The sequence below is a fragment of the Ruminococcus bromii genome, assembly GCF_002834225.1.
Taxonomy (GTDB): domain Bacteria; phylum Bacillota; class Clostridia; order Oscillospirales; family Acutalibacteraceae; genus Ruminococcoides; species Ruminococcoides bromii.
On the sequence record NZ_NNSR01000063.1, the window covers coordinates 105,179 to 118,647 of the forward strand.

Annotated in this window: 13 protein-coding genes and 4 tRNA genes; 8 read left to right on the plus strand and 9 right to left on the minus strand. The window is 41.2% G+C overall.

The annotated features are described in order from the left end of the window. Nucleotides 1-25 precede the first annotated feature (25 nt). The 7 genes from RBATCC27255_RS06800 to RBATCC27255_RS06830 are packed head-to-tail and all read left to right on the plus strand — an operon-like array spanning nucleotide 26 to nucleotide 7,274. Nucleotides 26-1,960 (plus strand): V-type ATP synthase subunit I, encoded by a 1,935-nt coding sequence (locus RBATCC27255_RS06800; RefSeq protein ID WP_101029313.1) that lies wholly within the window; start codon nucleotides 26-28, stop codon nucleotides 1,958-1,960. A 21-nt stretch (nucleotides 1,961-1,981) separates the two neighbouring features. Continuing rightward, nucleotides 1,982-2,407, plus strand: a complete 426-nt coding sequence (locus RBATCC27255_RS06805; RefSeq protein ID WP_101029314.1) for an ATP synthase subunit C — start codon at nucleotides 1,982-1,984, stop codon at nucleotides 2,405-2,407. Nucleotides 2,408-2,443: 36 nt separating this feature from the next. Continuing rightward, the gene (locus tag RBATCC27255_RS06810; RefSeq protein ID WP_046432893.1) at nucleotides 2,444-2,752 is read left to right on the plus strand and encodes a V-type ATP synthase subunit F; all 309 of its coding nucleotides are present in this window, start codon (nucleotides 2,444-2,446) and stop codon (nucleotides 2,750-2,752) included. Between the two features lie 39 nt (nucleotides 2,753-2,791). Further along, nucleotides 2,792-3,388 (plus strand): V-type ATP synthase subunit E, encoded by a 597-nt coding sequence (locus RBATCC27255_RS06815; RefSeq protein WP_101029315.1) that lies wholly within the window; start codon nucleotides 2,792-2,794, stop codon nucleotides 3,386-3,388. Nucleotides 3,389-3,430: 42 nt separating this feature from the next. Continuing rightward, on the plus strand, nucleotides 3,431-5,185 hold the full coding sequence (locus RBATCC27255_RS06820) for a V-type ATP synthase subunit A (protein ID WP_101029316.1): 1,755 nt from the start codon (nucleotides 3,431-3,433) through the stop codon (nucleotides 5,183-5,185). Between the two features lie 18 nt (nucleotides 5,186-5,203). Further along, nucleotides 5,204-6,583: a V-type ATP synthase subunit B gene (locus RBATCC27255_RS06825; RefSeq protein WP_021882860.1), complete on the plus strand. Its 1,380-nt coding sequence runs from the start codon at nucleotides 5,204-5,206 to the stop codon at nucleotides 6,581-6,583. 28 nt (nucleotides 6,584-6,611) lie between these two features. Then, a complete protein-coding gene (locus RBATCC27255_RS06830) occupies nucleotides 6,612-7,274 on the plus strand; it encodes a V-type ATP synthase subunit D (RefSeq protein WP_101029317.1) in 663 nt (220 codons plus the stop codon). 91 nt (nucleotides 7,275-7,365) lie between these two features. Here RBATCC27255_RS06830 and RBATCC27255_RS10475 read toward each other — a convergent pair whose 3' ends face one another. The 9 genes from RBATCC27255_RS10475 to RBATCC27255_RS06875 all read right to left on the minus strand — a co-directional run bounded on the left by RBATCC27255_RS10475 (nucleotide 7,366) and on the right by RBATCC27255_RS06875 (nucleotide 12,164). After that, nucleotides 7,366-7,641, minus strand: coding sequence for a hypothetical protein (locus tag RBATCC27255_RS10475; protein WP_169923284.1), 276 nt, complete (start codon nucleotides 7,639-7,641; stop codon nucleotides 7,366-7,368). Between the two features lie 167 nt (nucleotides 7,642-7,808). Continuing rightward, a complete protein-coding gene (locus RBATCC27255_RS06840; RefSeq protein ID WP_101029319.1) occupies nucleotides 7,809-8,132 on the minus strand; it encodes a hypothetical protein in 324 nt (107 codons plus the stop codon). An 81-nt stretch (nucleotides 8,133-8,213) separates the two neighbouring features. Beyond that, on the minus strand, nucleotides 8,214-8,537 hold the full coding sequence (locus tag RBATCC27255_RS06845; RefSeq protein ID WP_015524011.1) for a carboxymuconolactone decarboxylase family protein: 324 nt from the start codon (nucleotides 8,535-8,537) through the stop codon (nucleotides 8,214-8,216). Nucleotides 8,538-8,584: 47 nt separating this feature from the next. Continuing rightward, nucleotides 8,585-10,342, minus strand: a complete 1,758-nt coding sequence (locus tag RBATCC27255_RS06850) for a 1-deoxy-D-xylulose-5-phosphate synthase (protein ID WP_101029320.1) — start codon at nucleotides 10,340-10,342, stop codon at nucleotides 8,585-8,587. Between the two features lie 227 nt (nucleotides 10,343-10,569). After that, nucleotides 10,570-10,644 (minus strand) — tRNA-Gln (locus RBATCC27255_RS06855). Between the two features lie 64 nt (nucleotides 10,645-10,708). Beyond that, nucleotides 10,709-10,784: transfer RNA gene (locus RBATCC27255_RS06860), tRNA-Lys, on the minus strand. A 3-nt stretch (nucleotides 10,785-10,787) separates the two neighbouring features. After that, nucleotides 10,788-10,864, minus strand: a tRNA-His gene (locus RBATCC27255_RS06865). A 6-nt stretch (nucleotides 10,865-10,870) separates the two neighbouring features. Next, nucleotides 10,871-10,947 (minus strand) — tRNA-Arg (locus tag RBATCC27255_RS06870). Nucleotides 10,948-11,063: 116 nt separating this feature from the next. After that, nucleotides 11,064-12,164 carry an AAA family ATPase gene (locus RBATCC27255_RS06875; protein WP_101029321.1) on the minus strand — a complete coding sequence of 367 codons (1,101 nt, stop codon included), beginning with the start codon at nucleotides 12,162-12,164 and terminating at the stop codon, nucleotides 11,064-11,066. A 279-nt stretch (nucleotides 12,165-12,443) separates the two neighbouring features. Between RBATCC27255_RS06875 and RBATCC27255_RS06880 the strand changes: the two genes are divergently transcribed. Then, entirely contained in the window at nucleotides 12,444-13,469 is a 1,026-nt protein-coding gene (locus tag RBATCC27255_RS06880) for a branched-chain amino acid aminotransferase (protein ID WP_101029322.1), read from the plus strand.

Consider the following 13,469-nt stretch of genomic DNA (forward strand, 5'->3'; position numbering starts at 1 on the left):
ACTGTTAAGAAGAGGTGATTAAAATTTGGCTGTTTCAACCATGCAGGCCGTAAGCATTATCGGGCTTACAAATGATATTGATAATGTAATATCGGTACTTGGTGAATCAGGTGTGTTCCATCCCGATAATGTTTCATCCTTTTACAGCAACACAAAGGATTTTACGCATCTGCAATCAAAAAACATCTATGCTGAACCTCTTAACACTCTTAAGGCAACATTAGGTCTTACAAAACGCAAGTTTAATCTTGTTGATGTAAGTGACTTTAATCCGACCTTTAAAGAAATTGAACTGTTTACAAATCAAATAAACAGCGACATTGAAGTTCTTGCAGATGACAGGCTGTTTGTTGAAGAACAGCTGATGCAGGCAAAGGAAAATCTTGTTGAAACCACTCACTTTGTCGGACTTGGGGTTGAAATTGAAAAGGTTTTAACCTTAAAGTATATCAGTTCACGCTTTGGCAGACTGCCTAAGGAAAGCTTTGAAAAGCTTTCAGCCTATAAAGATAATCCTTATGTAGATTTTATTGTCTGTACCGAAGACAAATCACACTATTGGGGTGTTTATTTTGCTCCGATTGATAAAACCGAGGAAATTGACAGAATCTTTTCGGGATTATATTTTGAAAAATGCGATGTTCTCGGAGTTAATGACACACCGAGAATTCATCTGAAAAAACTTGAGAGTCTTATCCCCCACCTTGAGGAAAAGCTTAAAGAAGCTCAGAAGCGGGTTGACGATTATGTTGACAAGTATGAGGTTAGAATCTGTAAATACCTTTCTAAGCTTGAAGAGCTTAATCTTTATGCTAAAATCCGCACCAAAGCATTGCAGTACAGCAAAAGCTTTATCATTGTAGGTTGGGTTCCTACAGAGGATGCTAAGCCTCTCAGACGCAGACTCAAAAAAATTGCCAGCGTCAATGTAGATTTTTCAGACGGCAAGACGGAGATTGCAAAATCACCGCCTGTCAAACTCAAAAACTGTTTCCTTGCAAAACCGTTTGAATTTTACACAGAGATGTACGGTGTTCCGAAATATAACGAAATTGATCCGTCACTCTTTATCGCTATCACTTATGTCATTATATTCGGCATAATGTTTGCTGACCTCGGTCAGGGCATCTGTGTATCAATTGTCGGTGCGCTTATGTGGAAACTCAAGAAAATGAAAATCGGTAAAATTCTTATGCCGTGCGGAATTTCTTCTGCGATATTCGGCTGTGTGTTCGGAAGTGTGTTCGGATTTGAGCATGTACTCGATCCTCTTTACAAGGCACTTTTCGGACTTGATGAAAAACCGATTGAAGTAATGTCATCAAACTCAATTGTTATGATTCTTCTTGCGGCGGTTTCAATAGGTATTACGCTTGTTGTGGTTGCTATGGGACTTAATATTTACAGTTCCTTTAAGCAGGGAGATGTGGGAAAAGCTTTGTTCGGATCAAGCGGTTGTGCGGGTCTTGTATTCTACTGCTCAATTATTTTCGGTGTTGTAGGACAGCTTGTGCTCGGTCTTCAGGTATTCTCACTTGCATACATTCTTTGCCTTATCGTTCTCCCCTATCTGCTTATCTTCTTTGGCGAGCCTCTCGGACTTCTTATTGCAGGAGAAAAAGACTGGCAGCCCGAAAGCTGGGGCGGATATATTCTTGAACATGCCATCGAGTCAATCGAATTTTTGCTTGAATATGTTACAAACACGGTAAGTTTTTTGAGAGTCGGTGCATTCGTTCTTGTACACGCAGGTATGATGACAGTTGTTTTCGTGCTTGCCCAAACAGCTCCCGCCGTTGCATACTGGCCCGTAGTTGTTTTAGGTAATGTTTTTGTAATGGTTCTTGAGGCGCTTCTTGTTGCAATTCAGGTTTTAAGACTTGAATATTACGAGATGTTCAGCCGTTTCTATTCCGGTGAAGGCAGACCTTACGAACCTGTTAAATTAAATATTGATTGATAATTTTTTGGAGGTATTATTATGTTATTCAATTTAATTATGTTAGCTGTTCCGGTAGTATTCCTTTGTGCGTCTGCAATTCTTGCAGTAAAGGCTTTTGAACACGGCAAGAGCAGAAAGAAAACAGTTCTTACTCAGATTTGCTCATTCGCTGCTGTATTTGCATTCTGCATGGTATGCCCTATCGTAGCAAGCGCTGCTACAGGTGACGCCGCTGCCGCTACATCGGGTATGGCTGACGGTCTTGCATATATCGGTGCCGCTCTTGCAACAGGTCTTTCATGTATCGGCGGCGGTATTGCCGTTGGTAACGCTGCTCCTGCCGCTATCGGTGCTACAAGTGAAGATCCTAAGGCATTCGGTAAAGCAATCATCTTCGTTGTACTTGGTGAAGGTATCGCTATTTACGGTATGCTCGTTTCAATTCTTCTTATCTTTGCAAGATAATTTAAGCGATTTAAGTTTCGTTAAGGATTGATTATTATGAAATTTTTTCTTATAAGTGATAATGTCGATACCAAAATGGGTATGAGATTTGCAGGTATTGAAGGCGTAGTTGTTCATCAGGAGGATGAGGTACGCAGTGAGCTTGAAAAGGCTATGAACAGGGATGATATTGCAGTTATTCTTATTACGGAAACACTTGTTTCGCTCTGTCCCGACCTTATTTATGACCTTAAGCTTAACCGCAAACAGCCGCTTATTGTTGAAATTCCCGACCGTCACGGTAACGGAAGAACCAAGGACAGTATTACAAAATATGTTCAGGACGCAATCGGCGTAAAGCTGTAATTATCACATATCTGAATTTATTCAGGGAGGTTATTTTTAATGGAAAACTCCAAAAACAAAACAGATAACTTTCTGAAAGCCATTAAAAAATATGCTGATGAACAAAGAAGTGCCATGCAGACAGAGGTTGCTCAGCTTAAAGAAGAAAAGCTGAAAGAGGCAACCGAAAAAGGCAGACATGACAGCGAAAAATATATCAAGGACAAACTTGAAGAATCAAGAAACAGACAGACGGGTATTCTTGCAAAGAAAATTCAGGAAGGTCAGAAAAAACTGTTTCTTGAAAGAGCTGAAATGACTGAAAGCGTATTTAAAAAGGCTGAGGAAAGACTTGTTGAATACACAAAAACATCAGAATATACAAACAGCCTTGTTAAAAGTGCAAAGGAAGTTGCTAAGCTTTTTGCAGACAACGACTGTGTTGTTTATGTCAACGAAAGAGATATGAAGAACTCAGACAAAATCAAGGCAGTTTTTGCAGGAAGCACCGAGGTTGTTGCCGACAAATCAATTAAAATCGGCGGAATCAAAGGCTTTTGCAAGGCAATGAATATTGTTGCCGATGAAACTCTTGACAGCAAGCTCTATGCACAGAAAGAATGGTTTATTGAAAATTCCGGACTGAGTGTGCTTTAATCTTGCTGACTGTTAATTTCTTTTGAAAGAGATGGTAATAATATGGAAAACAACAATGTTATATATGGAATAAACGGACCTGTTGTTACCGTAAAAAATACCGACAGCTTTGAGATGATGGAAATGGTTCATGTAGGCAAGCAAAAGCTTGTCGGTGAAATCATCGGTATTACAGACGACATCACAACTATTCAGGTTTATGAGGAAACAACAGGACTTAAACCGGGCGATCCCGTTGAGGGTACCGGTGCTCCTATGAATGTTCTTCTCGGCCCCGGTATTATTGATAACATCTTTGACGGTATCGAAAGACCGCTGAAGGCTATTGAAGAAGAAGCAGGTGCGTTTATTAACCGTGGTTCTTCGGTTTCTGCTCTTGATGACAAGAAGCTGTGGAATGTTACAATGAAGGTTAAAGTCGGTGACAAGCTTGAGGGCGGTCAGATTTACGCTACTCTCCCCGAAACTCCTATCATTGAACACAGACTTATGGTTCCGCCTGAGCTTTCGGGTGAAGTAGTAAAGGTTAATCCCAATGGCGACTACAAGCTCTTTGATACAGTTGTTGTAATCAAGGATGACGAAGGCGTTGAGCACAACCTTACCCTTTGTCAGCAGTGGCCAATCAGAACTTCCCGTCCTGTTAAGGAAAGACTTACATCATCTGTTCCGCTTATCACGGGTCAGAGAGTTATTGATACTCTCTTCCCTATCGCAAAGGGCGGTACAGCAGCTATTCCGGGCGGTTTCGGTACAGGTAAAACAATGACTCAGCACCAGCTTGCAAAGTGGTGCGACGCCGATATCATCATCTATGTCGGTTGCGGTGAGCGTGGCAACGAGATGAGCCAGGTTCTTGAGGAATTCTCAGAGCTTATTGACCCAAAGTCACAGCGTCCTATGACCGACAGAACCGTACTTATCGCTAACACATCAAATATGCCTGTTGCGGCTCGTGAGGCTTCAATTTACACAGGTATTACGCTTGGCGAATATTACAGAGATATGGGTTACCATGTTGCCATGATGGCTGACTCAACATCCCGTTGGGCTGAGGCTCTCCGTGAGATTTCAGGCCGACTTGAAGAAATGCCTGCCGAAGAAGGTTTCCCTGCGTACCTTCCTTCAAGACTTGCCGAGTTCTATGAGCGTGGCGGTCGTGCCGAGGTTCTCAGCGGCGGCGAAGGTTCTGTAACGCTTATCGGTGCGGTTTCTCCGCAGGGTTCAGACTTCTCTGAGCCTGTAACACAGAACACAAAGCGTTTTACAAGATGTTTCTGGGCTCTTGATAAGGCTCTTGCATATTCAAGACATTATCCTGCCATTAACTGGATGGACAGCTACAGCGAATATTTCAATGACCTTGACCCATGGTTTAAGGAAAATCTCGGTGAGGATTTCATCGAATACAGAAACAGAATAAGCGCACTTTTACAGGAAGAAAGTTCACTTATGGAAATCGTAAAGCTTATCGGTTCGGATGTACTCCCCGATGACCAGAAGCTTGTAATTGAAACAGCAAGAGTAATTCGTGTCGGTTTCTTACAACAGAACGCTTTCCATGCCGATGATACTTATGTTCCGCTTGAAAAGCAAAAGCTTATGATGAAAACCATTCTTCATCTTCATGCCAAAGCTAAGGATATAGTTGCTCAGAATATTCCGCTTTCCAAGATTCTTAACCTTGGTCTGTTTGATAAGCTTACAAAGATGAAGTATGATATTCCTAACAGCAAGCCTGAAATGTTTGACGATTACATTAAGGAAATTGACGAAAAGCTTGCTGCAATTTCTTGATAAGGAGGGAACGCAATAATGATTATAGATTATGTAGGCGTTAAAGAAATTAACGGCTCTCTTATAGTTATGGACGGTGTTAAGGGCGTTTCCAACGAGGAAATTGTTGACATTCGTCTTGATAACGGTACAATGCGTCAGGGTCGTGTCGTTCAGATTGAGGGTGAAAGAATAGTTGTTCAGGTTTTTGAGGGTACAAGAAGAATCAGCCTTAAAAACACAAGAACAAGACTTACAGGTCATCCTATGGAGATGCCTCTTTCCCCTGAAATTATCGGCCGTGTACTTGACGGTGCGGGCAAACCTATTGACGGACTCGGAGATATTTTCCCTGTTAAAAAGGCTAATATCAACGGTACTCCTATCAACCCTGTTTCCCGTGTCTATCCTAAAAACTACATCAACACAGGTATTTCAACCATTGATACGCTTATGACTCTTATCAGAGGTCAGAAGCTGCCTATCTTCTCCGGCTCAGGTATGAAACATAATGACCTTGCCGTTCAGATTGTAAGACAGGCTAAAATCAGCGGTGCAAACAGCTCTAACTTCGGTGTTGTATTTGCCGCAATGGGTGTTCAGAAGGATGTTGCCGAATACTTCAAGAAAAGCTTTGAAGAAAGCGGCGTACTTTCAAGAGTTGTAATGCTTTTGAACCTTTCAAACGATCCTATCATTGAAAGAACTCTCACACCGAGATGTGCTCTTACAATTGCTGAATATCTTGCATTTGAGCTTGATATGCACATTCTCGTTATTATGACCGATATGACATCTTATGCCGAGGCTCTTCGTGAGTTCTCGTCATCAAAGGGTGAAATTCCGGGCAGAAAGGGTTACCCGGGCTATCTTTATTCTGACCTTGCATCACTTTATGAGCGTGCAGGTATGATTAAAGGTCACAACGGTTCTGTTACACAGATTCCGATTTTGACAATGCCTAACGACGATATTACTCATCCTATCCCCGACCTTACAGGTTACATTACAGAGGGACAGATTGTTCTTGACCGTTCACTTCAGGGACAGGGATTGTATCCGCCTGTTAATGTTCTTCCTTCCCTTTCTCGTCTTATGAAGGACGGTATCGGTGAGGGTTACACAAGAGCCGATCACCAGCCTCTTGCAAACCAGCTTTTCGCTTCTTATGCAAAGGTAATTGATGCAAGATCGCTTGCATCTGTTATCGGTGAAGAGGAGCTTTCTCCTACTGATAAGAAGTACATTGAGTTTGGCAGATTGTTTGAATCAAAGTTCGTTAATCAGGGCTTTAATGAAAACAGAAGTATTGAACAGAGTCTTGACCTTGGTTGGGAATTGCTTTCAACATTGCCGAGAGCAGAACTTGACCGTGTTGACGATGCTTTACTTGATCAGTACTATAAAGGTGACAAATAATCGTTTGAAGAAAGGAGTGTGAGCATTTATGGCAGTACAGACAGTACCTACCAAGGGTAATCTTATGAATACTAAGAAATCCCTTGCACTCGCCAAAAACGGCTATGAACTGTTGGACAGAAAGCGTAACATTCTCATCAGAGAAATGATGACGCTTATCGACCATGCAAACGCAATCCAGCAGAAAATTGATGACGCTTATGCAGAGGCTTACACAGCACTTCAAACGGCAAATGTTACCAACGGCTTTTGTGAAGATATTTCTAACGCTATTCCCTATGAGAACGGCTTGAAGCTTGATTCAAGAAGTGTTATGGGTGTTGAAATTCCGATTCTCACTATTGAGGAACGAGAGGACCATAACTACCTACACTACGGTCTGCGCACAACAAATTCGGCAATTGATAAGGTTTATACGAAATTTACCGAAGTTAAAAATCTTACAGTTGAGCTTGCCGAGATTGAGAACAGCGTTTACCGCCTTGCCGATTCAATCAAGAAAACTCAGAAGAGAGCAAACGCTCTCAAGAACATTATGATTCCCCGTTTTGAGGAAACAGTTAAGTTCATTTCCGACGCACTTGACGAAAAGGATCGTGAGGAATTCAGCCGACTCAAGGTAATCAAGAAGAAAAAGCAAAAAGATGCTGCTTTGAAAAAAGCTAAAGAATTAAGTGCTGAAAGCGCATAAATTATCAGCCCGACCGTAATTTGGTCGGGCTGTTTTAATGTGTCAACATAATAAAACGGATTGGCATTTTATTGAGCCAATCCGTTTTGTTTTAGATGTTGTGAATAAGCTGTTGTTTCTTTTTTGTTCGGTATTTTATAAATACCGAAACAATACATTCTGCAAAAACAACTATTGCAATCCCTGAAATAAGGTAGGCAAACATACCAAATGATGCCTTTGCCATAACAATTCCAAGTATGTCCGTTCCCTGTTTTATTGGTACGCTTATGCTGTTAATTGATTGATACGCCCAACACCATGCGATAATACCGTTGATAATGTTGGATACAGCAAGCACAGTAATAACAGTACCGTATATTTTCATTTTCTTTATGTTGTGATGAAATATAAATACAAACAAAAGCTGTGCTAACAAGAGAATAAAAAATACAATCGAATTTCTTATAACAGGTATTTGGGTCAGTAAAGACGAAAGTGCCGAAAAAATAAAAAGAACAGTTAAAAATATTTCACTTATTTTCATATTCCACTTCACTTTCTGTCAAGTTTTCTTCTGTGCATTTTCTCTTTTGTCTTTGTACCCTTTGCTTTGAAAATAATCAAATATCCTGCAAGAAGTGCGAGGAATGTTGTCTGAGTATAAAACAATGCGTAATCCTCGCTTGAAAAGCCCTTGCCGTGCTTTACGGGCTTGTCCTCGGGCTTTTCTGTGGGAATAGGCTCAATGCCGTCATAATTACCCGAAATCACCGCCTCATCGAGCGAAGATGCCGCAGATACACTTACACAAAAGGCTGATGAAAAAGTCATCAGAACAGCCATTAACAAGATGATTATAAATTTAGTCTTTCTCATAATATTTCCCTTTGTAAAAATTAAGATTTAAAATAACTACAGTTAATTGTAACACAAGAGAAATATATATGCAACTGCTCTTTATTCTTCTGTCCAAACCTCTTTTGCCATATTGAAAGCTGCCCAAGCTTTTGACCATCCTGCATAGAATGCGGAATGAGTGATGATTTCTGCAATTTCTTCCTTTGTAATGCCGTTGTTTTTGGCTGACATAAGATGATACTTAAAAGAAGAATCTACAAGTCCCTGTGACATAAGTGCAACAACTGTAACAAGTGAACGGTCACGAAGTGAAAGTTTGTCTTCCCTACTCCACACTTCACCGAAAAGCACATCGTCATTAATTTCTGCAAATTTCGGTGCAAACTCACCGAGTTTATCTCTTCCTGCTGTCTGTTTTACCATTGATATTCACTCCTAAAATTCGTTTATAATAGTTATTTTTAAATTATTTAAATCAAAGCGACTGCATCTTCGGCAATCTGTTCGGGTGTGAGGCGGTTTTCTTTGAGGACATCGGCAGGATTATATCTGTCAAGGAATTCCTTTTTAAGACCGAAATTGATAACCTTAACATCTGACGGACCGTAGAAACGGGCAATCTTCTCACCAAATCCGCCGTCAATCACACCGTCTTCAAGTGTTACAACAACATCGTGATCTTTCTTGAGGCTTTCAAGAAGCTCTGTATCAACGCCTGTAATGTAGTAAGGATTGATAAGAGTAGGTGCTGTACCTGTTTTTTCTTCAATAAGCTTTGCAGCCTGTTCGCCCATTACATAGAATGAACCGAGTGCGATTACGGCAATCTTACCGCCCTGCTGAGCAACTTCATATTTATTAAGTTCTGCAAAATTCTTTGTGCAAGGCTTGCCTGTCGAAACAAGTTCTGCAACAGGCACACGAATTGCAACAGGATAATCTGTCTGCTCAATGCTCCAGTCGAGGACTGCAAGGTAATCTTCCTTAGTTGTCGGAGCGATATAAACAAGGTTAGGAATGTTTGAAATCATGGGAATATCAAAAATTCCGAGGTGTGTAACATCTGTCATACCGTTTACCGACGCAGTTTGCACGAGGATTGTTGCAGGGTTTGAATCAATGCACAAGTCCTGTGAAAGCTGATCGTAGGTCCTCTGAATGAATGAGCTGTAAACATTGAATACGGGCTTGCCACCATTCTTTGCGATAGCAGATGCCATTGCAACGGCTGTCTGTTCTGCGATGCCTACATCAAGAAACTGTCTGCCGAATGCTTTTCTCTCATCAGGAGTAAAGTCGTAAAGTGCCGGAGTGCCGGCTGTAATCGCCACAACTGACTTGTCAGACTTCATCTTATTTCTAAGATAATCTGTTGTAATTGAGCTGTAGTCCTCCTCATCAGGAAAATTAACAGTAGTTTTGCCTGTTTCAATATCAAACGGCATACACCAATGCCAGCTTTCTTTGTCGGTTTCAGCAGGCTTATAACCTTTACCTTTAAGAGTGTTAATATGAACAACAACAGGATGATCAATGTCTTTTACAGACTTAAAAGCCTTGATAAGCTCTTCAATATTGTTGCCGTCCTTGACATATACATAATCAAGCCCCATTGACTTGAAAATGTTACATTCAGCCTTGCCGTCTGTGTCACGAAGAAGTTTGAGATTTTTATAGAGTCCGCCGTGATTTTCTGCAATTGACATTTGGTTATCATTTGCTATAATAATCAGGTTAGAATCCATTTCACCGGCAACATTAAAACCTTCAAGAGCCTCACCGCCGCTGATTGAGCCGTCACCGATGAGTGCAATAACATTACCTTTGCCGTTTGTTACATCTCTGCCCCTTGCAAGTCCGCAGGCAAGGCTGACAGAGGTTGATGTATGACCGACAGTAAACATATCGTGTTCGCTCTCTATGGGGCTTGAATAGCCTGTTACATCATCGTAATGCTCCTGTGCAATATATGCCTCTTTTCTGCCTGTGAGGATTTTATGAGGATATGACTGGTGTGATACATCAAACACAAACTTGTCATGTGGTGAATCAAAAACATAATGAAGGGCAATTGTAGCCTCTACAATACCGAAATTCGGACCGAAGTGACCGCCGTGGACACTTGCACGGTGAAGTAAAGCGTCACGCATCTCCGATGCAAGAGCGTTAAGCTCATCAAGACTGAGCTTCTTAACATCCTGCGGTCCGTTTATTTTTTCAATATACATTGTAATCAGAGCTCCTTATCGCATAAATTTTAAATATAAATCAGAGAAGTTTCTCTTTGGCTTTATTATACAGCCTAAAGCTAACTTTAGGTCAAGAGTTTTTTTAACATCTTTTGCAAATTAGTGTCTGCCATTGATGCTTACAAAACCTGTACGAAAAATGTAACCCACCGAAAGACTGATACAACGGAAAAAGGCACTTACAAGATTATGCAAGCACCTTTTTATGGCTGAGCCGGCGGGATTCGAACCCACGGGTGACGGAGTCAAAGTCCGTTGCCTTACCGCTTGGCGACGGCTCAGTATATATTAAATTCTTCCGTTGTTAAAAAAACAAGCCGCTAAAGGAAAAACTTCAGCGGCCGTTGGTGACCCATCGGAGATTCGAACTCCGGACACCTTGATTAAAAGTCAAGTGCTCTGCCAACTGAGCTAATGAGTCAAATGGGGTGGAATGCCGGATTCGAACCGGCGGTCTCCAGTGCCACAAACTGGCGCGTTAACCAACTACGCTAATCCCACCATAAGTGGCGCGCCAAAAGGGACTCGAACCCCTGACCTACTGCTTAGAAGGCAGTTGCTCTATCCAGCTGAGCTATTGGCGCATTAAGTTGCTGACCTCATCAGTCAGCCTTTATATTATACCCATATTACGCTAATTTGTCAACACTTTTTTTCAATATTTTTCAAATTTATTTCACAAACTTATATGCCGAAAAAATTAAGGCTTTCCGTATTTCTGAGCAAGCGCAAGATTCCTGTAATTCGGCTCTGAGGTAACTTCTCTGACAAGCTTAACAAATGAAGGAAGCTGATACGGCTGATTTTCGCTGAGCAATTCAATTTCAATTGTAGCCCTGTCACTCCAGAACGGATAAACATCAAGTTCATAGTATGTGTTGTTATCGACAATGCAATATCTGTCTTTACTGATGATGCCCGTAACATACTGTCTTTGCGCAAGGTATGAGTCGTATTGTTCTTTCGAAATATAATTTTCAATTTCAATCCGCTTAATATCCGATATCTTGATTTTTACGGTTTTGATATATACAGCCTTGTCACCATCTCCCCTTCTGCGGATTCTGAAATATCCTTCATCGGGAGTGGTGAGGTACGCCTGTGTAATAGAAATTCTGCGACAGGTTTTTATGCTGTTCAAAAATTCAATATCAGGATATTCAATCAAAAATTTTCTTTCAATTTCAAGCGGCTTCGGAATACCGAGAAAAGCGACAACCTCCTTTAAAAGTCTTTTCAGCTTTGTATCAAAGTCGGTTGAGTTGTCGATAACACGCAAATGCGGTGTGCCTGTCCACACAGCCATAACATTTGTGTCAACTTCTCTTGCTTTTTCAAGACTTTCTTCTCTGCGGAAAATATTAGTTTCTTTTCCGTAATACTCTTCTGCGCCGTCTGCGGAAGTCACAAGATGGAACACCGCGTCGTATGAATTTCGTATCACATCTTCATTAAGATTGTGCAGTCCTGCATACTTTGCAAACTCATCTTCCGTAACATATGCTCTGCTGTCGAGCAAGCCTCTGTCAAAAAGCAGCACCGCTTTTTCACAATTCATTTCCTTTGCAAGCTGCGTTTTTTCATTCTCTTCGGCAAGCTGCATTTCAAACAGCTCTCTGTGAAATTCGTATGAACCCATATTTTCGGGAGTTTTGCCTGCGCTTAAAAGCCTGCTTGCAGACTCGCTGATTGTAATTGTCGGAATATTAAGCTTTTTAAGTTCTCCGCTGATATATTCCAATGCCGCAGTCTTGCCGCCGCAAGGTCCGCCGGTCAAAACAATTTTTACAACCTCAGCCATAATATCACCCCGATAAATTATTGAGTTTAGTATATATCCGCAAAGCGGTTTTTTTGTTCCAAAAAAGAATATAATATTATGTTTTTAATTTTCTGCATATAATATCCGCTAAATGAAAGTTGCGTATGCGTAAAAATTCATATTATGCTTTAAAAACAGCCTAAATAATAATAAAAACGGTGAAATATGCTGTTATAACATTGACAAGTTGCGTGTTAAAGTGCTAAAATATGTACATAACCAATGAGGTTTTTCTTAAATTGAAAGGAAGTATTTATGATGGAAAAGCAGAATATTGACTGGGCAAACATCGGCTTCGGTTATATGCCCATCGGTGAAAGATTCGTAGCTAATTATAAAGACGGTAAGTGGGATGAAGGCAATATGACTGCCGACACCACAATTACTATCAGCGAATGTGCAGGCGTTTTGCAGTACGCTCAGACTTGCTTTGAGGGTATGAAAGCGTATACTACCTGTGACGGCAGAATTGTTGTGTTCAGACCTGATCTTAACGGACAGAGAATGGAAGACAGCTGTAAGCGTCTTGAGATGCCTGTATTCCCAAAAGAAAAGTTTGTTGAGGCTGTTTGCAATGTTGTTAAGGCAAATGCAGATTATGTTCCTCCGTACGGCACAGGCGCAACGCTTTACATTCGCCCGTATATGTTCGGCAGCGGTCCTGTAATTGGTGTTAAGCCGTCGGCAGAATATCAGTTCAGAGTATTTACTACTCCTGTTGGTCCTTACTTCAAGGGCGGTGCAAAGCCTATTACAATTAAGGTTTCAGACTTTGACAGAGCTGCTCCTCACGGCACAGGTCACATCAAGGCAGGACTTAACTATGCAATGAGCCTTCACGCTATTGTTACCGCTCATGCAGAAGGTTTTGACGAGAATATGTACCTTGACGCAGCTACAAGAACTAAGGTTGAAGAAACAGGCGGCGCTAACTTTATTTTTGTAACAAAGGACAACAAGGTTGTTACTCCAAAGTCTAACAGCATTCTCCCCTCAATTACCCGCCGTTCACTTATGTATGTTGCTGAGCATTATCTTGGTCTTGAGGTTGAAGAAAGAGAAGTTTACTTTGATGAAGTTAAGGACTTTGCAGAATGTGGTCTTTGCGGCACAGCTGCCGTAATCTCACCTGTCGGCAAAATTAACGACCACGGCAAGGAAATTTGTTTCCCAAGCGGTATGGATGAAATGGGTCCGATTACAAAGAAGCTTTACGATACACTTACAGGTATTCAGATGGGCAGAATCGAAGCTCCCGAAGGCTGGATTAAGGAAATCAAGTAA

Coding starts and splice junctions, on each gene's coding strand:
- RBATCC27255_RS06825 (WP_021882860.1), top strand. CDS start 5,204: ATGATTATAGATTATGTAGGCGTTAAAGAAATTAACGGCTCTCTTATA.
- RBATCC27255_RS06815 (WP_101029315.1), top strand. CDS start 2,792: ATGGAAAACTCCAAAAACAAAACAGATAACTTTCTGAAAGCCATTAAA.
- RBATCC27255_RS06880 (WP_101029322.1), top strand. CDS start 12,444: ATGGAAAAGCAGAATATTGACTGGGCAAACATCGGCTTCGGTTATATG.
- RBATCC27255_RS06810 (WP_046432893.1), top strand. CDS start 2,444: ATGAAATTTTTTCTTATAAGTGATAATGTCGATACCAAAATGGGTATG.
- RBATCC27255_RS06845 (WP_015524011.1), bottom strand. CDS start 8,537: ATGGTAAAACAGACAGCAGGAAGAGATAAACTCGGTGAGTTTGCACCG.
- RBATCC27255_RS10475 (WP_169923284.1), bottom strand. CDS start 7,641: ATGAAAATATACGGTACTGTTATTACTGTGCTTGCTGTATCCAACATT.
- RBATCC27255_RS06805 (WP_101029314.1), top strand. CDS start 1,982: ATGTTATTCAATTTAATTATGTTAGCTGTTCCGGTAGTATTCCTTTGT.
- RBATCC27255_RS06830 (WP_101029317.1), top strand. CDS start 6,612: ATGGCAGTACAGACAGTACCTACCAAGGGTAATCTTATGAATACTAAG.
- RBATCC27255_RS06875 (WP_101029321.1), bottom strand. CDS start 12,164: ATGGCTGAGGTTGTAAAAATTGTTTTGACCGGCGGACCTTGCGGCGGC.
- RBATCC27255_RS06840 (WP_101029319.1), bottom strand. CDS start 8,132: ATGAGAAAGACTAAATTTATAATCATCTTGTTAATGGCTGTTCTGATG.
- RBATCC27255_RS06850 (WP_101029320.1), bottom strand. CDS start 10,342: ATGTATATTGAAAAAATAAACGGACCGCAGGATGTTAAGAAGCTCAGT.
- RBATCC27255_RS06820 (WP_101029316.1), top strand. CDS start 3,431: ATGGAAAACAACAATGTTATATATGGAATAAACGGACCTGTTGTTACC.